Origin of the sequence: Proteus vulgaris (assembly GCF_011045815.1) — a bacterium.
GTDB lineage: Bacteria > Pseudomonadota > Gammaproteobacteria > Enterobacterales > Enterobacteriaceae > Proteus > Proteus vulgaris_B.
In genome coordinates this window covers 3,561,252-3,582,358 of record NZ_CP047344.1, presented here as the reverse complement: position 1 = coordinate 3,582,358, position 21,107 = coordinate 3,561,252, and the positions used below count along the sequence as shown (strand labels likewise).

16 protein-coding genes are annotated in these 21,107 nt (G+C 37.9%); 5 read left to right on the top strand and 11 right to left on the bottom strand.

Annotation, left to right across the window (positions count from 1 at the left end):
* Positions 1–44 precede the first annotated feature (44 nt).
* Entirely contained in the window at positions 45–461 is a 417-nt protein-coding gene (locus tag GTH24_RS16890) for a Rap1a/Tai family immunity protein (protein WP_072068995.1), read from the top strand.
* A 104-nt stretch (positions 462–565) separates the two neighbouring features.
* On the opposite strand, the gene pyk is transcribed toward GTH24_RS16890, so the two are convergent.
* Both pyk and GTH24_RS16880 read right to left on the bottom strand, forming a co-directional pair.
* Positions 566–2,017 carry a pyruvate kinase gene (gene pyk, locus GTH24_RS16885; protein ID WP_072068994.1) on the bottom strand — a complete coding sequence of 484 codons (1,452 nt, stop codon included), beginning with the start codon at positions 2,015–2,017 and terminating at the stop codon, positions 566–568.
* Between the two features lie 65 nt (positions 2,018–2,082).
* Complete coding sequence (locus GTH24_RS16880; RefSeq protein ID WP_072068993.1) at positions 2,083–3,420, bottom strand: MFS transporter; 1,338 nt, start codon at positions 3,418–3,420, stop codon at positions 2,083–2,085.
* A gap of 312 nt (positions 3,421–3,732) precedes the next feature.
* On the opposite strand from GTH24_RS16880, the gene GTH24_RS16875 reads away from it, so the two are divergent.
* From GTH24_RS16875 to GTH24_RS16865, 3 genes are read left to right on the top strand one after another with little or no spacing between them, the layout of a single operon-like run.
* Positions 3,733–5,022, top strand: coding sequence for an ABC transporter substrate-binding protein (locus GTH24_RS16875; RefSeq protein WP_072068992.1), 1,290 nt, complete (start codon positions 3,733–3,735; stop codon positions 5,020–5,022).
* A 57-nt stretch (positions 5,023–5,079) separates the two neighbouring features.
* A complete protein-coding gene (locus GTH24_RS16870) occupies positions 5,080–7,455 on the top strand; it encodes an ATP-binding protein (protein WP_164526743.1) in 2,376 nt (791 codons plus the stop codon).
* Positions 7,433–8,710: a sigma-54-dependent transcriptional regulator gene (locus tag GTH24_RS16865; RefSeq protein WP_164526742.1), complete on the top strand. Its 1,278-nt coding sequence runs from the start codon at positions 7,433–7,435 to the stop codon at positions 8,708–8,710. Before GTH24_RS16870 ends, GTH24_RS16865 begins: the two co-directional genes overlap by 23 nt.
* 77 nt (positions 8,711–8,787) lie before the next feature.
* Here GTH24_RS16865 and GTH24_RS16860 read toward each other — a convergent pair whose 3' ends face one another.
* From GTH24_RS16860 to tet(H-J), 7 genes are all read right to left on the bottom strand, one after another.
* On the bottom strand, positions 8,788–9,372 hold the full coding sequence (locus GTH24_RS16860) for a common pilus major fimbrillin subunit EcpA (RefSeq protein ID WP_072068989.1): 585 nt from the start codon (positions 9,370–9,372) through the stop codon (positions 8,788–8,790).
* 467 nt (positions 9,373–9,839) lie between these two features.
* On the bottom strand, positions 9,840–10,526 hold the full coding sequence (locus tag GTH24_RS16855; protein ID WP_072068988.1) for a hypothetical protein: 687 nt from the start codon (positions 10,524–10,526) through the stop codon (positions 9,840–9,842).
* 139 nt (positions 10,527–10,665) lie between these two features.
* Positions 10,666–12,237, bottom strand: coding sequence for a hypothetical protein (locus GTH24_RS16850; RefSeq protein ID WP_072068987.1), 1,572 nt, complete (start codon positions 12,235–12,237; stop codon positions 10,666–10,668).
* 13 nt (positions 12,238–12,250) lie between these two features.
* Positions 12,251–14,761 carry a CS1-pili formation C-terminal domain-containing protein gene (locus GTH24_RS16845; protein WP_164526741.1) on the bottom strand — a complete coding sequence of 837 codons (2,511 nt, stop codon included), beginning with the start codon at positions 14,759–14,761 and terminating at the stop codon, positions 12,251–12,253.
* Positions 14,762–14,785: 24 nt separating this feature from the next.
* The gene (locus GTH24_RS16840) at positions 14,786–15,472 is read right to left on the bottom strand and encodes a hypothetical protein (RefSeq protein WP_072068985.1); all 687 of its coding nucleotides are present in this window, start codon (positions 15,470–15,472) and stop codon (positions 14,786–14,788) included.
* A gap of 72 nt (positions 15,473–15,544) precedes the next feature.
* Positions 15,545–16,144, bottom strand: a complete 600-nt coding sequence (gene ecpA / locus GTH24_RS16835) for a common pilus major fimbrillin subunit EcpA (protein WP_072068984.1) — start codon at positions 16,142–16,144, stop codon at positions 15,545–15,547.
* Between the two features lie 973 nt (positions 16,145–17,117).
* Positions 17,118–18,314, bottom strand: coding sequence for a Tet(H)/Tet(J) family tetracycline efflux MFS transporter (tet(H-J), locus tag GTH24_RS16830; RefSeq protein ID WP_164526740.1), 1,197 nt, complete (start codon positions 18,312–18,314; stop codon positions 17,118–17,120).
* 92 nt (positions 18,315–18,406) lie between these two features.
* Here tet(H-J) and tetR(H) point away from each other — a divergent pair, with 92 nt between their 5' ends.
* Complete coding sequence (tetR(H), locus tag GTH24_RS16825; protein WP_072068982.1) at positions 18,407–19,030, top strand: tetracycline resistance transcriptional repressor TetR(H); 624 nt, start codon at positions 18,407–18,409, stop codon at positions 19,028–19,030.
* A gap of 2 nt (positions 19,031–19,032) precedes the next feature.
* Here the strand turns inward: tetR(H) and GTH24_RS16820 are convergent, their stop codons facing one another.
* Both GTH24_RS16820 and GTH24_RS16815 read right to left on the bottom strand, forming a co-directional pair.
* Complete coding sequence (locus GTH24_RS16820) at positions 19,033–19,977, bottom strand: sugar kinase (RefSeq protein WP_164526739.1); 945 nt, start codon at positions 19,975–19,977, stop codon at positions 19,033–19,035.
* Entirely contained in the window at positions 19,977–20,996 is a 1,020-nt protein-coding gene (locus GTH24_RS16815) for an SPFH domain-containing protein (RefSeq protein WP_072068980.1), read from the bottom strand. Before GTH24_RS16815 ends, GTH24_RS16820 begins: the two co-directional genes overlap by 1 nt.
* Positions 20,997–21,107: the final 111 nt, after the last annotated feature.

Sequence of the window (21,107 nt, the reverse complement as noted above, 5' to 3'; positions counted from 1 at the left end):
ACTAGAATGAAATCAATATCTATTGAACTAAAGAGAAAATTAGCATGAAAAAAGGAATGTTATTAAAAGGGTTAATAGGGATGTTACTGCTACTCCCACTTTATTCACAGGCAGTAACATTAAGTGGTTATCTTGAGGTAAAACGATTATTAGCCTTAGACCATCCTTCTAATAAACAACTAGAATCGGTGACACAAGCGTATCTAAACGGTATTGCGAATGGATTTAATTTTTATGCTGTTGCCGTAAAAATTGAAAATCAAAATAACGATGATTTTCGTCCTCTTTATTGCCCACCTCCGAAAGTAGAACAAAATGGCGATTTTATGGTTAAGCACATCGATGCTTATTTAGATAAAAATCCTGAAGTGAAGAAAAAACAAAAAGAAACGCCGTTGGAGTTAATTTATATTTTGGCATTACAAGATGCCTATCCTTGCCATGTTGATGGAAGCCTCTAAACGAAAAATAGCCACAATCCTTGTGGCTAAAATGATTTGGTGTGCTCTTTTTCTTGTTATTTACTTCAGGTTGCCTCTCTCATAAGCTCCTTGATGGAAGACACTCAAGCAGTTGCTACTTCAACTTGTTTTACAGGAACAAGATGACAACAATCGCTTTCACCGGTTTTTTCAAAGGTTGATAAACGGGTGATCAAGAGTGAATTCATGTCTGTTAATAATCCCTCTGCTTGCAGTTTTTGCATGATGCTTTCATCGCAGTCATTGTTGTTTTTACGTTGATAAGCCACAGGCGTTACACCACGTAATACAGTCAATTGACCAGCAAGTGCTGGATTATCTGTTAATGCATATACGTTGTTATTTGGCATAAAACGTGACAATAAGGTCACTGATTTACCATTTTCCGTTAGTGCGGCAACACTTAAATGTTTGTCATCATGGAAGGCTGTTGTCGCGGCAGTTAAAGCAATCCAACGGCCTGTTTGTGAGTAATAAGACGGTGATTGCCATGGGTTTTCAGCATTAGCAGCAAAAGAGCGTTCGGCTCCTTCAGCAACACGTGCCATTGCACTAACTGCTTCAACAGGATATTTTCCTGCCGCAGTTTCAGCGGAAAGCATCACAGCATCAGTGCCATCACCAACGGCATTCGCGATATCCATCACTTCGGCACGGGTTGGCATAGGGCTTTCAATCATCGATTCCATCATTTGGGTTGCAGTAATAACTGGGCAGCCTAATGCGCGACAACGTGCAATGAGTTGTTTTTGTGCGCCTGGTAAGCTGGCATCACCAATTTCAACTGCGAGATCGCCTCGTGCTACCATAATGACATCAGATGCTTTAATAATGTCATCCATATTTTCTTCACACGAAACCACTTCTGCGCGCTCAACTTTAGCAACGATTTTGGCGTGACTTCCTGCTGCGATCACTAAATTACGGGCATATTCAATATCCGCACCATTGCGTGGGAATGAAACGGCAATGTAATCTGCTTGAATAGCGGCTGCTGTGTGTATGTCTTGTTTGTCTTTCTCTGTTAATGCAGGTGCAGATAAACCACCACCGAGTAAGTTAATCCCTTTACGGTTAGATAATTTTCCACCAACAGTAACGACTGTTTCTATTTTATTATTATTTACGGTACTAACTTGTAATTGAATATTGCCATCATCAAGTAACAGAATATTCCCTGGTGTGACTTCCTGAACAAGTTGTGGGTAATCCAATCCCACTTGTTGCTCATCGCCTAATGTGCTGTCTAAATCTGCATTTAGAATAAAGCTATCGCCTTGTTTTAATTGAATTGAATCATTTTTAAAGTTAGCGATACGAATTTTCGGGCCTTGCAGGTCAGCTAAGATCCCGATAAATACACGATGTTTTTCTGCGACCTGACGGATAGTTGCGGCAGTGGCCTGATGCTGTTCGCGTGTGCCATGTGAAAAGTTTAAACGAAATACGTTAGCACCCGCCATAATCAGCTTTTCAATCATCTGTTCTGAACAGCTAGCTGGGCCAAGAGTCGCAACAATTTTTGTCTTACGCATAATGACATTCTCTTTTTAAAGAGGGATACCCAACGGTATCCCTTGATGACAACTTAATTAATTCATTAATCCATGGTAACTTTTTTCGCATTCCAGACTAGCGTCGCTAAAATCATGGAAACGATGGCAGAACCTATCCAGAAATACTGTACTGTGGTGAAGTCGTAGTGAGTGACATCACCAACTTGAGTGACTTTGATCAGTGATGCTGAAATCAGTTCTTGCGCTGATGCTGCAATGTAAGCGAACAGTCCGATAAAGCCTTTTACTGCACCTACTGCGTTTTTCGGCATCAGGTCACAAGCGGTCAAACCTGCTAAGAAAACAACCAGACCACCCATTGCAAAACCAACCATACTTAATGCAACAGCATCCATAACACGGCTTTGTGGACCCCAGAACATCAGTGCAAAACCAGCGATGTTGGCGATACCATAAATGAGTGTTGGAATATGACGGTTAGCGTTAAACAGTTTGTCAGAAGCCATACCCGCTAAGATTGCGCCGAAGAAACCAGCAATAGGGTAAGTAGACATAGCGAAACCAGCATCAATCAGTGAGTAACCTTTTGAACCTTGTAGGTAAAGAACGGCCCATGAACTGATTGCGTAGCGAGAGATATACATAGCCGCACATGCTGCTGCAATGATCCACACTGTTGGTTGTTTTAATACGAATAACTGAGCGCGACGAGTTTCTTTAGGATCACTTGATTTAACCGCTTCTGACTCTTCGCCATACGCAGTTGCTGGATCAGGTAAACCATAAGTACGAGGACGGTCTTTTAAGATCATCAGTAAAATGATACCTGCCGCAATACCTGCGATACCCGCACCGATAAAACCTGCACGCCAGCCGAAGAAGCTCACTATGGTTGCAGTCAAGATCCACGTAATTGCTTCACCGATATTACGCGAGCCACCCCAGATGGAATAAACCGTACCGCGTTGTTTTGGTGAGAACCATTGGAAGATAGAGACACAAGAAGGTGCTGAACCCACAGATTGGAACCAGCCGTTAATACCCCATAACAGGATAAAGAACAGGCTCGCCGTTGACATTCCCATGAAGATACAAACAAAGGAAGAGGCGATCAACGAGATGGACATAAAGCGTCCAATGTTGGCATAATCTGACAAGAAGCCGTTAGAGAACTTACCAAATGCATAGGTAAAGAAGAACGCAGAACCCATTAAACCCAGTTCAGCGGTGGTTACGATACCTGCATCCAGCATAGGTTTTTTCACCACACCGAGTGCCATACGAACCACATAGAACATGGCATAACCAAGAACAAGACCAAAGAAGACCTGCCATTGGTGCTTTTTATATATTGCGCGGATCTTTTCACTTGACGCTTCTATTAGCGGCAGATCCTTTCTGGTTTTAAAGAAACTTAGCATAGAGATGACTCCGAATATTATTCATGTCTGAAGCTGATTTTGGTTTTCAGAGCTGATGCTATTCATTTAGGTCATCTTGGCGCAAAACACGGAATTTGAGTCATCGATGACACATTCTGCTGAATCGGTGAGTCAAATTTGTAACATTGCTATTAGGCGTTGGTTTAAAAATGAGTGAAGATATCGTCGTATCATTGTTGTAAATGGGTCATTAAGGACTCATTAGCTAAAAATAATAAATATTGCTAAATATCAGAAGTTTGAAGTTCGACACATTTTTATGTTTATTCAAAACAAAACCAGGGGTATGTCATGAGAATAAAAATAACACTTAGCCTCGTCTGTTTATTGTTTAGTTGGCTGTTTATCACTCCGGTACGTAGTGATGAGCAGCCACTTGTTATACTGACGACACTTTCAGATACACCAATGAGACCACTCACTGAAGCCTTTAGTGCGCGTTATCCTGAAACTAAAATACAAGTCGTCTATCGTCGTGTCGCTATTGCAACGCGCATGATGAAACAATATCCCACGCAACCTGTGGATATTGTCATGTCATCATCGGCTAACTTTTTTCATCACTTAGATAGAGAAGGGTTATTAGCTCGTTTACCCGTTAATTATGAAACGCCAAAATGGCTTACTCGTCACAGTGATATTTTAAATGACAAGATAACCACGGTTGGCTATTCCGGTATTGGCATTATGAGCAACACGCAATACCTACAAAAATGGGGAATTCCTGCACCTAAAAGTTGGGTTGATTTAAGTGATCCGATTTATCAAGGGCACTTAACCATGACCACACCGGCAAACTCGGGCACGATGCAATTGATGGTGGAAAATGTGCTACAAGAGTATGGCTGGGAGCGAGGATGGCAGATCTTACTGGAAACGAGTGGTAATCTTTCTTCCATTTCCGCACGTAGTTCACGTGTCAGTGATGCTATCGCCAGAGGTATTGTCGGCGCTGGGCCAATTATTGATAACTACGCTTTTAATCATCAAAAACGCTTTGATTTTGTTGAGTTTAGCTATTTTGATAAATCGATTATTTTACCTGCTTATGTCGCCATTGTGGCGGAAAGCAGTAAAAGAGACACTGCGGCCAAATTTATTGCCTTTCTTTTATCGGATGAAGGACAAGAGATCATCTATAAAAGTGATATGGCAAAGATCCCATTAAGTAAAGAGATCTTACGTAATAACGATGAACTTGCTAATAACACAGAATTTATTTTAAACAGCAATGAGGCTTATCGTCGTAGTGAAGTCGTTAATGCGTTATTTGATCAAATGATCACGCATAATTTTCCTTTAATGCGCCAAGTTTGGAATGATATTCATGAAGCAGAAAGACAGGAAAATAAAACCCCAGAACGTATTACTGCGATCAGTAAAGCAAGAAAAATAGCAAGTTCGGTGCTTATTAGTGAAAAAGAGGCAAATTCACCAACATTACAAGCATTATTTATGAAGGAAGCGGATCAGCGAGAATACTCTGATCAAGCATTAGCTGTGCTGTACCAATGGCGTACATTAGAAGCTGAAAGGCTCGAGCAAGCACTGGTTTTATTGAAAGAGACAAAATCACCCTAACCGCCTTGTGGTTCAGATATACAGCAGGAAGCGCTGTTTTTATGAAAGGTATTACGGATGAAATTATTAGTGCCTAAACAATTTGGCAAACTAGGTAGACGCCTGTATATGGCGTTTATCTTTAGTTCTTTACTCACCTTATTGATTGGTGTGGTTATCTTTTTTATGTGGGGAAAACTGGCGACACAAATTAATGCATCAGTGGGAGAATCTCTACCGATGTTAACCACCAGCTATAATATGGAGCGTTATAGCACCAATTTACAAATGCTATTAAAAGAGCGAGAGCAGACACAGAGAAAATCAGTTTCAGAGCAACAACAGCAGGAAATTCATCAGTTATTAGATAGTTTACGTGAATTCCCTATTGAACAAACACCGCAACGTGACTTTTATACTCAACTTGTTGATGAACTATCTGAGCTCATTAATCAACAGGATGTATTACTAGATAAACGGCGTGAGTTAGAGAATCGCCTTGCTCAATTATTGGGACAGTTGGCTTGGATGCATGACGCGGTTGGTGAAGATATTAAACCGCTACTTAATGAAATAGAGTGGCATGTTAGCCAAATGCTCAATGAAAAAAATGTGCAGGAAAATAGCTTACAATTGTTATTAGAATCAACGTTATTACAAGAATTATTTACCACTGAGAATGAATTAATTGGTTTAGTTGAAGAAATTGCTCACCAACGTTATAGCCGTGATATTGATGTTGCCTTTCACTATATCAGTGTCAAAATTGATGAAATTATCTCGTTAAATCAGAAGCTAAAAAGCTATCCGTCAACCATCGCTCACCGTCAGGTATTACAAGAGATTATTGCGATCACCCGTTATGACGGTGATATCTATCAAACACTGATTGATGATGTAGAAAACGAAAAAAAGCTTAAAGCATTAACCCCTGAATTAAATGAAAAGTTATCTCAGTTTGATAATGCAGTAAGTGGTAATGTTTTGGCGACCAGTGAAGTGTTAAATAAACTCAATGGCAATACCCGTAAACTGATGGCAACGGGAAAAATTGTTATTGTGGCGATTATTGTCGCTTCTTTATTGCTCAGTATTATTGTGATGAAAATCTTAATTGATAGAAGACTTATCGCAAGATTGAATAAACTAAGTGATGACTTAGCGCATGTTGCCAAAGGTAATTTAACCGAGCCAGTATTGATTGAAGGGCAAGATGAAATTGGTTTATTAAGTCGGCGACTTCGTCGTTTTTGGCGTCAAATGAAAGAAGTTGAAGCTAGTAATGCGTTAAATCTTATCAATAACACTGATGCAAGTTTAATTACTTGCCACCACGATGGCAGAATGGAAACGGTTAATCCAAGTGCGGCAACGTTATTAGGAACAGGAAAAGAGCAAAGTAATAAGCCTCTTTGGTTACTGTTTAGTGGTGAGGCGAGCACAATGCTTAAAGCGCAATTTAGCTCAACTAGTCAGCTTTATCGTTTAGGGCAGAGTGAATGTACTATTCGCATGGTAAAAACAGGTGAACCTCATTTTTTACAATTTAATATTCGAGAGTATCCGCATAAAGATGAGCATAAATATATTGTTACTATCACGGATATTACGCGCCAAGAGTTAAGTCGATTAGAACTTCAAAGGCTGGTGGCATTAAAAACACAAGATTTACAAGATAAGAATCAGCAATTAAATGAAGAGATTGTGCGTCGTGAACAAGCACAAAAACACTTAATTCAAACGCAAGAAGAGTTGGTGCAAGCGGCTAAAATGGCGGTTGTAGGGCAAGCAATGACAAGCCTTGCACATGAACTTAATCAACCTCTTTCTGCAATTAATACCTATTTGTATAGTGCAAAACTAACCATACAGATGGAAAAATACGATCAATTACCTGATTCTATAGAGCGCATCGAAAAGCTTTGTGCACGAATGAATCGAATTATTACAGCATTACGTAATTTCTCTCGTAAATCATCATCTGAAATTAGTTTTATATCAGCACCATTAAAAGAGCTGGTGGAAAGTGCAATGGTGCTGGTAGAGTCTCGTTCCAAACGAGAGCAGTGCATCATTACGAATAATATTCCTGATGAATTAACCATTTGTGCCGATCCGACACAAATCGAGCAAGTCTTGGTTAATCTATTTGTTAATGCGATGGATGCCATTGCGGGTATTGGTGAAAGTCAGATCACTATTGATCTCTTATCTACTGATCCTAAAAGGAAATTAGTGGGGATCGCTGATAGCGGAAAAGGGTTCAATTCTGCTGTTTTACCAAAACTTTTTACCCCGTTTACCACCACAAAAGATGTGGGGCTTGGGTTAGGGTTATCCATTTGCCGTTCTATTATGCAACGGTTTGGCTATGAAATTTATTTGGCCTCAGCGCTAAACGGTGGCGCTATGGTTGTTTTGGAGTTTACTGATGACACAATCACTCATGCCTGATATTGATGTTCTATTAATTGATGATGATGAAGATATTCTTGAATCTTATCGTCATTTGCTTAATCTCGCGGGTATGGTTGCCAGGGTGACTGACTCGCCTGAAAAAGCACTTAGCCTTTTAACTCCAGAGTGGCAGGGTGCTGTTGTGCTCGATATTTATATGCCTGCTATGAATGGTATGGAAGTGCTTGAACGCATTAAACATATTGATCCTCGTATCCCAGTTATTATGATCACGGGGCATGGCGATATACCGCTGGCTGTTGAAGCGGTAAAAAAAGGTGCTTATGACTTTATTGAAAAGCCAATTAATCCGCCATTATTCTTAGAGTTGGTGGTAAAAGCACATAAAGAACGACAGTCTATTCTTGCCCTTAGAAATGCGGTAATCAGCACTACTCAAGAGCGATTAGTGGGTGACAGCGCACAAATCACAGCGATCAGAGAGCAAGTACAACAAATTGCCGATATCGATAAAGACTTAATGATTGAAGGTGAGATGGGAACGGGGCGTCACCTTCTTGCTCAACTCTTACATGAGTTAAGCCCACACCGTGATAAAACTATTCAAACGGTAGATTGTCAAAATTTATCTGATATCAAACAGGTTATTGCTCAAATTGAGGCAGATGAAGTCGGAACATTAATTTTGCGTTCTCCATATGATTTATCATCAGAAGCGCAACGTTGGTTAAGCTCTTATCTATTAGATATAGAACGTCAAGGAAAGCGCCATTTTAGAACGATTGCGATTTTAGAAAATAATACACAGCAACTGGTAACAGAAGGGCGATTAATCCCTGAATTTTATTACTATTTTTCACAAATCACTTTTTCATTACCTCCGTTAAGTGCAAGACGTCCTGATATTATTCCGCTATTTAGAGCATTTTTGAGACAAAGTGCACAGCGACTTGGTATTGCGGTACCAAAGATTGATCGTAATTATCTTGATATTTTAAAACGTTATGATTGGCCGGGTAATATTCGAGAGTTACGAAATGTGGCGGAATTGTATGCGGTAGGTATTGTGAAAATGGTGGATAGTGAACAACATAGAGCGATTATTCCACCAGAAGGTCCTTTGGATAACTTAGTCGATGAATATGAGCGTCGGTTAATTGAGGATGCATTATATTTATTTGCGGGTCGAGTCAGTGATGTAGCGGATTATTTAGGTATTCCACGTAAAAAGCTGTATTTACGAATGAAAAAACATGATCTCGATAAAGATAGCTATAAACCAAAGGTTTGATTTAATTCTATTGAATAACAAAGAAGCGCCATACAGGCGCTCTTTCGCATTTTTTCTTTTAAGGTATATCGATTGAATTATCTTGCAGCGAGTGTTACAAAATCGCCTGACCACTTACTGGTAAATTCAATACGTAAAGCGCCTTCCCATAAACCTTCTGGTAATGATGCGGTAGTTTGAGAGCCATTGATAATATTAAATAAAAAAGCACTTTGAAGGCTTTTCAGCTCACTTTTCTCTGACTCTTTATTTTCAGCCACCAGTCCATGATGAATACCTTTTTGATTATCAAGGATAACGGTTTCTTGATTATTTGATAATGTTTTGCCGTTCCAGTTTGCTTTCACTGTTAATACAGAATTATCAGTCGCATTTTTAAGTTCATTACTAATAATTTTCGAAGTCAATTTAAAGTCTGTTGCCCCTTCGGCATCTTTAACGGTGATATCAAAAGCCCCATTTTGTGTATTAAAGTGGTTATTTTCTGTCACTTCAAAATGTAGGGCATTTAAAGGGGTTACACCTAATTCACTCTGTGGTTTCTTTACTGCTGTAGCATGCCAATTTGCAACAGTTTGTATTGAAGTTGCGTTGTTTGCATAAGTTGCAGTCGTGGTAAATGCTGTCAGTAATAAGCTTAGTAGTACGTGGTATTTTTTCATGGTTTATTCCTAAAAAATTATCGACGTTAATAGCAATATCGGCTAAAAAGTTTTTTTCATGAATTTATAAATAAAATTATGAGCATCTAAAAAAGATGACTCATTAGATAAATTATCGTATAAATTTGAAAAATAGTTTATTTAAAACGTCATAAAAAAATAGGAATAAAATGTAATAAAAATAACTTTATCGTTAATAATGTAAAACTATTAATAATCAATAGTCTATGTTGTTACTATTGTCTTTTTATGATTATTGGTCAAACGTTAAAAATGATAAATATGACAAGATATAAATTAATTTAATTAATTATGTATTTACAAAAATTATATATTTAACAAAGTTACATTTTCTTTCAAATGAGAGGAAATAATAGGAAAGGTAATGGTGTCGGTAGAATGATTCGTTTTACAATAAAAAAGGTAGCTTATTAGGCTACCTTTATTTTTTTTCATCAGCATTAAGGTTAGTTTGCAGCGCAATTATTCTTTAACCCAATATAACGGTCAAAGGCAATAATAAATTGTTTATGCTCTTTCTTTAGCCAAGGATGTTGGTAACTTTCACCGGGTAATAGCTGTAATATCTTGGCATTTTCTTCGTCAGAATCGCATTTATCATTTAGCAGTAAACGGAAATAAGTATTGCCTGTGTTTTTGATGGTGCCAGCAACATTATTATGATCATAACTGAATTTCATTTCACGAGGACGAATAACCATCACGGTGTTTAATCCGACAGTCGGAACGACTAAAGGTTGTTTACTATTTTCTTGATAAGGTACTAAGTTAACAGGTGTTTCTTCAATAATAATACGGTAATAACGCTCTTTATCGTCTTTGACACCTTTATAAAATAATTTAAAAAACTCATGTTCATTAGGTAATAATACCTTTTGCAAAGGTGTATAAAGTATTTCACCATCATCTATAGGGAGTTGTTTTTCATCTTTTTCTTTACCTCCCGGTTTTTCGATTTTATAGACATGAATTTTATAAAGATTCGTTCTGTCTGTATTATTAAGATAAGTGCGAGAGAAAAAGGTTTTATCAGATTCAAGAGTAAAAACCTCAGAACCTACATAAAGGGCATGGGCTGAAAATGTTAGTGCTGATAATGCTAATGTACTGATAAATTTTAATATTTTTTTCATTCTATCTCTTTAATTCGCTTTTTAATAATCAGTAATAAACCACACTATAATACCGTTAATCTAGATCGCATAATATAGGTTCAAAAGTAAAACGGGTATAAACACTAAATTTATACCCGCTGATCGACTAGCCTGACTGTTAGTGAATATCAGTGCCTGACCATTCAGCAAATACATTGACATAACCACGGGCTTCTACCACGCCAATCCAGTCTTCACCTTCCATTGAGAAAAGTGAGGTACTTTCATTCATTGGAATAGTCAGTTGTAAATCAGTGCGATAAAAATAACCCTCTAACTGATAAGGATGAGGCCATGCGGTCTGGGTCCATAGTGCTTCTTTAATGGAGATAGGCACATTATCGCAAGCGGCCCGATTTTTAACTTTTGAGCCACTGGCGTCGGTATACGTCAGATAAGCTGAAAAGGGGACATTCATTTTTTTATCTTTGGAGCTAAATAAGCAATAAGATTGACCTCGGATTGTTGTTTTAGGCCCTTCAACCGCGGCTGTAATTTTATCAGCTTGGCGAAATGCGCTGGTCGTGACGATATAGTCAAACGTTAATGGTGGCTCTTTATCACCCACTTTTCCTTCTCTATAAGGATTGTTGACTAATTCTTTAGAGATAATGCTGATCCCATAATCGCGAGGCTTGATAATTATCGTATTAGAAGGGGTAAATTCATAAAAGCCTGATTGAGGCACGGCAGTATTGGTAAAACTAAAGGTAAATAAATCTTGGCTCTTAGAGAGATCAACGTTATTTCTAATTAATTTTTTGAAAAAGTTTTTTGTGAAATGGACATAAACGCCCCCATTACCAGGCGTGACTAAATAAGAGGCAATTGTTGGTGAAGAATAATAATAGGTTCTTGATGTCGGCGTTGCTGAAAGAAGAATATCACCCGCACTTGGTGTAAATGATAATGTCGTTGTATCTACTTTCATCGCCAGTCTCATAACATTTAAGCTTTCGCCGTTGAGCTCATAATCGACCATCTTACAGACCACATTATCACCGACAATTTCACAAAATTTAGAGCCAAGACCTAATACGGCGTTGCCTTCACTATCGACAAAAATCTCTTGTAACGCATTGGTTGATTTTAGCCTTATATGCCCTTTTTTAGTGATCGCAAAACTTTGTTCAGACACTCGGCCGTTTACAGAGCGACATGTTTGACCTAATGCTGGATTGTAATTCTCCTTGGTATAGCAGAAAAAATAACTAAAATTTTCTATACTACTAACCGGTAAAGTTTGCATATATTGATAAAATGAATCAGAGAATATCGCCCTAGGAATACCTGCTTCACCACCATGAGTATTCATATAGGCACGATATATTCCATCACTTAAAACCTGTTCAGGTCTTTGCATGCCATCAGAAGGACAATCTCTATAGGTTCGCCAGCAACGGTTACCAATAAATGGCATTTTAATTGGCGAGTTTTCTAACCAAATATCAAAGTAATTATTGATTGGCACTACACCAGTATATCCCATGTAACCTAAACTAAGTTGGTCACTACTGTATTTGGTAAAAACGTTAGCACCACTAAAACGGGGGTCTGTTTTTTGAGGTGTAATAAAATACTCGTTATCAATATTGTTTTCGATAAAAACAATATCATTGGTGTAGGTTACTGCATTGCTGGTGAATGTAGTAAAAAGGGCGAGTATTAATAAGAGATAATGTTTAAACATTATATGCTTTCCTTTAATTCCGGTTTACCAACGTCGTTTGCGGATCACAAATCACATCACCCACCCACAGCACACCCCGAGCAGAGGACAAATCTAATTCAGCCTCACAAATCTGTTTATCATCTTGTTGTAATGAAATGACTGGGTAGCGTTTATCAACATCCATTGCAAATTGGCCTTGGTGGTCGGTTTGAGTGCGACCAATATGGTTACGTACCTGCGCACTGGCTAACAGTGTGCCATCAGGCGATTTCATTCGACCAAAAACGGTCACCATCTGTTTTAATTCAGGTTGATGTACTGCAACGTTGCCTGGATAAAGCACCACATTTTTCACACGGCCTGAGGCGATATCAAAGCTATCTTCGCTGTTTTTATCATTCAGTAATTCGACCTTATATTCCGCGTAAGGAGAAAGTGGAATAAAGTTATTACTCCCCGATAAGACAAAACGTTGGCCATTGACGTTGGCGGCAATTTGTCCTTCACCATCAATGCCGGTTTTCACGATCACCCCAGATGTTTCTTGTTTACCACTGGCCGAGAAGTTCATATCACTATAGGCCAATGAACCTCGGGCGGTTAATGTGGTATTTAGACGATCATTATTAGGGCGGCTCATGGTTAACGTGCCCGTGCTGTATTTGGTATCAAACGAGCCGTAACCGCTGACAGAAAAATCACTGTCAGTACCATCTTTATCATGCAATAAGGTTGATACGGATAAACCTGCGTGACGAATAGCCGAATCTTCAAAGCTTTTCGATGCAGATAATTCACCCCGCATATTCCCATTACTGGATGAAACGCCGGCACTCAGCCATGTTGCCAGCGGTAATGAGAAGTCCAGTGTGATGTATTTTTCATTCGTGCTGCTTTGGTTATCGTAGTGATAACGTTGAACACCGGTACGCAAACTCATGCTACCGTAACGTCCGTTATAGAGAGTGGTGGAATATTCAAAGTTATTCGATTTGTTTTTATCGCGCAGATCTTTGGTATAGGAATAGGTAAATGATCCGGCATATTCCCAAAATTGAGTCAAATTAAGGGTGGTACCAAAAGAGTAATTATCAGAGTCATACATTGGGAAATCATCTTTGATATTCCCTTTCTCTTTATTTACCCAAAGTGAGCCAAACCCCTTGGGCAATGAATAAGAGGCAGTAATGATATTGCGATCACTGCCATCGTTAGCAAAAAGAGATTGCCAACTCGTTGATATATTTTCACTTAATTGTAAGTTTGCATTGGTTTCAAGTACGGCTAAATCATCAAATGCATAGGTTGAAGCTTGTAAATTTAACCCTGAAAACACACCTAAAGTAACAGTCCCTGCTCCACCCACAAGCCAAGTATTATCAGAGTTTGATGTCTTATATCCATTGTCTCTATTTTTAATCCGTTTTTTATAATCGACATAGCCTGAGAATATTTCCCAACGAAACTCATTTAATGTCGCGCCTCGCATATTGAAGGTTTTATTCACTGTTTGGGCTTGTTTAGAATGAACTTTACCGTCAATAACCACTTCGACTTCGACTTGATAAATCCCAAAAGGGAGTGGCGCCGTGTCCACTTCAAAACTTCCCATAGGGAAGTTTTGAATACTTAACAGCTTGCCATCACGATAAACACGTACTTCACCCGCACTGGGTAAAAAGACGGTGATCGGGGTTAAAGAGAGCTGTGAATGATTGACCTTGGATGAGGAATTATTGCCGTAAGTAATCCCGTAAACTTTACTGCTATTGAGCGCCGACATCGAAGCAATAGATTGTAAGTTCCAAGTATTTAACAGACCAAAAGCAAAACGGCGACCATTAAAATCACGCTCAAACATGGCACGATAAAAATCGAAAGATTGCTCTGCGGTACCCAAGCCATAAGCGGTGGCACTGAGATTTAAATGGTTTTCAGCAAAACTCCAGATGCTATCGATTGAAAAATAGCTATTGGTGTTATCTTTTTGCTGTTTCATTTGATTGTTATAGACACCTAAATTATAGGTGGTGACGGAGGAAATATTATCAACAGTTGATTTTCCTAACATTTCCGTACGTGCTTTGACTTGCGTGGCAAGACCCGCCTCATTAACATCTAACGACATGATAAAGGTACTTAAATCAAAATTAAGTGTCGCATCCGGGGAAAGCGTTATCTTGTTATTTTGATCAAAAGGCTTATCTTTAAGTTCGTTTAATGATTGAACGAGCTGTTCGTTGATAGAAGCTGTTTGTGTTTCACCTTCATCAAGTGTAGGAGTCACGGAGCTAATGGTAATTTTATTATCTTTAAGCACTACCAACGCATCTGCAATTTTATTACGGCTTTGTTCTTCTAAAACGGATTGTTCAGAACGCTCGTAACGTAAATAGACAGGGATCGTCATACCTTCTTCTAATGCTGTGGCAAAGACACTAGGAATAATATAGTTACCTATCTTTAAATTAGCGGGTTGGCTATATGTATTCTCGGACAATAGGAACATAGCAATGCCTAGTGCCACCACAGATTTGCGCACAATAGATCCTTATGAAATTAAAAATTAATTTACAATAATAAAATCGTCGTTATGCCAAATACCGACAGTTGCTTTTTTACTTTGAACATCGACTTGCTTTAACTTGACGCCAAGGCCTGGCATAACGTAGTAGCGTTCACTACAGCGGTTATTTTCGTTTTTTGTTACAGCATCTGGCATGCAATCACCGGTGGCGACAGTGCGAAATGAACTATTCCCCGTGTTAAACACGACGCGCGCTTCTTTATCAAATTGGTAATCAAATTTTTCTTGGCGAGGAGCAACCACTAAAATGGTGCTTATCATGGCAGATGTCGTTGCTGTTGCGGCTTTTGCATTTTGCGTTGATCCTGTTTCAGTCACCGGATCGTCACGCCACACCAAGCGATAATAACGTTCTTGATTATCACTAGGGCCTTTATAGAAAATTTTAAAACTTTCTTTGGTTTTGCCGGGTAAAATTAAGTTTGCTGGTGAGATCAAAATCTCGTTATTGACTAAAGGGAGCACTTTTCCATCTTCCAAGGGCGATGAAATGCGCTCAATAGATAATCCGACTAAACGAGCCTGATCGACATTATTTTCAATTTCTTTGGCAAGAATAGTTTGGTCAGAGGGCATAGTTTCGGTAATAGCACCGACATGAATGGCTGCTGCAAATTGACTATAAAAAATCAAAGGACTCAAACAGGCTAATATTATTTTTTTCATCATGGATCCTAGAAGGAAGAGCGAAAATTCGCTCATCCTTTATTATTAAAAGACAATTTTTTGGATCATAGACTATGGTGTAGCAGTAAAGTCGCCTTCCCAAGTTGCAGTAAACTGAACTTTAACGTCGCCATCCCAGTAACCATCAGCTAACTCAGAGAATTTAGTTTCAGCACCAGCAACTTTTGCGGAAGCGATATCGAAGGCGAATTGGCTTTGACCACTTACACGCTCTTTACCGTTGTAAGCGCCATCTTGGGCTAAGAAATCAAGACCTGCTGTTGTACCCGCTTTAACATCAACCATTGTGGTTTCTGTAGCGTCAGTTAATGCAGTGCCATTCCATTTAACACCAACAGTTAATTCGCTATTGTCAGATGCACGCGTTAATTTGTCAGAGATGATTTTTGATGTCAGTTTAAAATCAGTTGCACCTTGTTGACCTTGGATAGTGATGTCAAAAGCACCGTCTTGAGTATTAAACGCTTTAACACCTTCAGCGTAATTGAATGTTAATGATTTTAATGGTGTAACCACTAACATACTTTTAGTATCTTTGTATGCTTTCGCATCCCATGAAGCAACAGCGCTTGCTTTACGAGTATCAGCTTGAGCAAGAGTCGTCGCACCCATAATAGCAACTGCAAGGACTGCTAATGTCAGTTTTTTCATATTGAAGTATCCTTTATTGATTATTTTCACAGCATAATATTTTTAAATAACAGAGAGCTTTCAACTATATTCAGTTATTTAGGTATTTGATTGTTTATTAGTTAAATGCTTATTTAAAATAAACTTTAAATATACTCATTTTAAATAAAACATATTTTTCTAATGGAACGTATTTTGAAGTTTGTGAATATTTATTTTCTTTGATATCTATTAATTCATATGCAAAAGAAGTTATGAATCAAAAGTCAGAGTGTTCATTCTTTTCTGATTATTTGTTTATCTACAAACTTGATTTAAGGACGATTTTACGAATAAAAATATTAATTTGGATAGGATTAATCTCATAGGGTTTTATGCTAAAAAAACAATCCATAAGCGTATTTTAACTAATGATGGGTATTTTTACTCTAAATGAGAGTTTTCTTCGATGATCAAATAAGAAATTTTATATGTTAATAACTAGTTAGTGTTATATAAAAAAACATTTTTTTACATTTATACACTTTTTTATACTAATATGTTTATTTATTAAGAAATAATTAAATGAAATGTGTCTTTTCTGGATTTGTTTTGGTGGTTTATACGAAAAATTACAGAATAGGAATAAAAAAATTAGAACTTTTTTTATTGCCCATCTAAAAAAGACTGGTCTATATTGATCTAAAACAATATATAATGGTTTTTACAAATAATTCTTATTTGAATAAAACTAAATCAATAAAAATATTATTTTGTTTTTATTGATTTAACGATAAAATAATGTAAATGAAAAGTAAAAAAAATAATAAATTATTTGTGTCATTACTTGGGGCGTGGTTAAAAATAATCATCATAAGATGATTATGTAATCAAAATGCTCTATTATGCAATCCTATACAAATTATAGTAATTATAATGAAGATAGATTATTAACTAAAAATAGAATTTTTTAATAAAGTTAATAGCTAAATTAATGATGTTTGTTATTTTAGTATTAAGGTGCTGAGATAACGGTTTTAGGTGTTGCTTTTCTTTGGTGAAAATATGCAGTGATAAGCAATAAGATATAAAGTATTGCTCCCATCAACCATAGCAAACCATCCCAATAAGCGATGCTATAGCTATAAATAAAGGCAAATAAGAGTGGGCCAATAATCCCTGTGATATTAGTTAAACTGACAAGTATGCCTTGTAGTTTTCCTTGTGCATTATTATCGACAAATTTTGATAAATAGCCTTGTAAAGCAGGTTGTCCCATACCTCCTGCCGCTAAGCAGATTAATGCAGGTAATATCACCCAAACTTGGCTAACCCACGCTAATAATAAACAGCCTATCATATCAATAGACATACTGATCATAATGGTGGTTTTCTCGCCCCATTTCTGAGCTAGTTTTCCAGCAACAATCGCTTGAAAGAAAATATGTAATATACCCAGAACAGCCAAAGACATACCGACCGATGTCGTATTCCAATCAAAACGGTGTTGTGTAAATAACACCCAAATTGTGGCAGGAATTTGACCGATAAGTTGGATGATAAAATAGGTTGCCAGCCAAAAATAGAGGCTTTTTTTAATAAATCCCGTGATTGAGTTTGATGATATTTGAGTGCATGTATTTGTAACTCGCGTTTCTTTTTTTTGTGTTTCACAAAAAAACAGTAATGTGAGTATCAATAAGATCGAGTGTGAAATAGCCGCAAATATAAATGGAGTATGGGTAGTTATTTCACCTAATAATCCTCCTAACATTGGACCAATAATAAGACCAACACCGAAAGCACCACCTAAAAAACCAAAATAGCGAGTTCGATTTTTGGCAGGAGTCACATCACTCATGGCTGATGCGCATACAGCACCGGTTGCACCAGTGATACCTGCAATAATACGCCCAATGTAGAGCATCCACAGAGTCGTTGAGAATGCCATTAAGAGGTAATCGAACGCTGCACCTAAAAGGGAAAACAGCAAGATAGGTTTTCTGCCGTATTTATCAGACAGTCGTCCTAAAATAGGTGAAAAAATAACCTGCATGGTAGCATAGAGCGCTAATAGCACACCGTAATGAGTTGCAAGTGAATTTTCACTGACAAATTCATTTAATAGCGTAGGGAGTACTGGCATGATAAGCCCAATGCCAATGGCATCTAATACGGTGATCAGCAGTATAATAATAATTGATTTATTCATTGAGATCCTAAAAAATCTATCAGTGATAGAGTGAGCGTAAAATATCTCTATCAGTGATAGATTGTCAAGGCTATTTTATTTTGAGGTAGATAATGGCAAAGCTAGATAAAGAACAAGTTATTGATAATGCGTTGATTTTACTTAATGAAGTGGGAATTGAGGGCCTAACAACGCGCAAGTTAGCGCAAAAAATAGGGGTAGAACAACCCACATTGTATTGGCATGTGAAGAATAAACGTGCGTTGTTAGATGCATTAGCAGAAACTATTTTGCAAAAACATCATCATCATGTTTTGCCATTACCTAATGAAACATGGCAGGATTTTTTGCGAAATAACGCAAAAAGCTTTCGCCAAGCCTTATTAATGTATCGAGATGGTGGCAAAATTCATGCAGGAACTCGCCCGTCTGAAAGCCAATTTGAAACATCAGAACAGCAATTACAGTTTTTATGTGATGCCGGATTTAGTTTATCTCAAGCCGTGTATGCGTTGAGTTCTATTGCACATTTTACGTTAGGTTCAGTTCTTGAAACTCAAGAGCATCAAGAAAGCCAAAAAGAGCGTGAAAAAATAGAGCTCAATGCTACTCACTATCCGCCATTATTAACTCAGGCTGTTGCTATTATGGATAGTGATAATGGTGATGCTGCGTTTTTATTTGTCCTTGATGTAATGATTTCAGGACTTGAAACAGTGTTACACAACACTCAATAAATCTAAATCCGCTGACGTCCTTTTGGGCTAATTAATTGTCCTTGTATATCAGCGATACCAATATGCGCTATGCAGCCTGCATTAAACTGTAAATAGTCATCTTCGATGCCATCAGAAAAAATAATCCCATTTTCTGGCATTAAAGATTCTAATTGTAACGGTGAGTCAGGCTCAATAGTGCCAAAAGTTAATGCGACACCTGTTGTTCTGCTAGGAAATGGCTCTCTGACACTAAATTGTAGCTTTCGAACACCCCAGTCAAAACCTTGTAACAGAGGATGAGAAGCTTCTCCTGTTATTGCCATTGCACCTGCAAGTATGGATTGAAACCACCCCGTTGATCCCAATCCTGTAGATACAATGATGCCTGATGAGGATTGTGCTTCTTGAGCGCCACTCCATTGCAAAATATACCGTGCAGAGGTGTGACTTTTAGGGCCAATAAATAAGTCATTAACGGCTAATAGTGATTGACCATCATTAGTTGTCACTTGTGCGAAAGTGACTGTTTTAAAGGGCATTTTTTGATTAATGGTATTAATCACGGTCTCTTTTAATTGCCCTATTTCAAAGGGTAATAATTTACCATCCCATCTTGATGGATCAGGGTTTATTGCAATGATAGGCTGCCCGTTGAGATATTTCAGTGTATTAGCTACAAGCCCGTCTTGGCCAATTACCACCACAATATCGTGGGGTGAAAATTGATAGCTAGGTAATAAATTTCGTTCTAATAGCTGAAAGCGTCCTAGTGATTTTAAAATTAACTCCGCTTCTGTTAATTGTTTTTGATATAGATTGTGTTCATTAAGGTAATCCTTTACCTCAACATTGTTATGTTCTAAATAAAACTTGGCTTGTGACCAAGTATTAAAGCGCTCGATCAATTCCTGTAAACGGCTTTTTCTCATCACTAACACGAAGCGAAAATCGTTGTTACGTTGCATTATTTACCGCCTTTTTTCATAAATTGGCTAAATAAGTCAGGAGTAATATTCAGTTCGCCTATTTTTCCTGAATTAAGCGCTAAAGTTTCAAATGCCATTGCCATTAACTGTTGCGAGTCCATTTTTGCTAGCGCCATGGCTTTTAAGTTTTCAACTGGTAATTCACGGTAAGCACGCATGGTGGCTTCGATGGCGTAGGCATCAGCTTCTGATTGTGTTCGCTGATTTTCAGCACTTAATGCGACGAGTTCTTTGCGTTTTGCTTCAGCATTAACTTTGGCTTCAAGGCGCTCTTTTTCAATTTCTGCTTGTTCTCGTAATAATGTACGTTCATTTTCTAAACGCGCCTCTTCAATTTCTTGTCGTTTACGTTGAACGGATAAGTCAGTTTCTAATTCTGCCTCTTTAATGGTGCGCTCTTGTTCAACTGAGAATTTACGACGCGCATAAATTGCATCATCGGCTTCTTTCAGCAAGGATTCTCTTGCCTCGGCTTCTAACGCTTTTAAGGTTTCTGGTGAGGGAGTGATTGCCGCAATAGAAACATCTAAAATGGCAATGCCTAATGCTTCTAATGATGAGTGTTCAATCAATTGTTCCATCACTAAGGTCACTAATGATTGGCTAAGTAATAACGCTTCTCTAAGTGGGGTACTTTGGATCTTTGCTTGAATTAAGGTTTGTGCAATACGTACAACGCGATCACTGAGTTTGAGTGGATCTTCAGAGGCATAAGACTTGCCGTTTTTACTTAAGTTAAAGTTGAGTACTTCTGCCGCTTTTTCAGGGGTTTTGACCTGAAATGAAATTTGTCCTTGGATGCGTAAACCCTGAAAGTCTGCGGTTTGAAAGTTAAAAATAAATGGCGCTTCTTGTGCATTTAAAGGTAAGGCCGCAATGGAGGTTGTGGCTGAGTTATACCAAAAACTCAAGCCTTTACCTTGTTGGCGGATTTTGCCATTAACGGATTTAATGATGAAGGTTGATGAGTCAGCTTTAAAATAATTTAAGTTAAACATAGTATTTCCTTATTAAGTGTCTTTATGACAATAACATCATTGTGTCTTATGGACACTATTGTTGTCAACTGATTTAGTGTCTTTATGACAAAATTTGATTTTCTGCTGTTT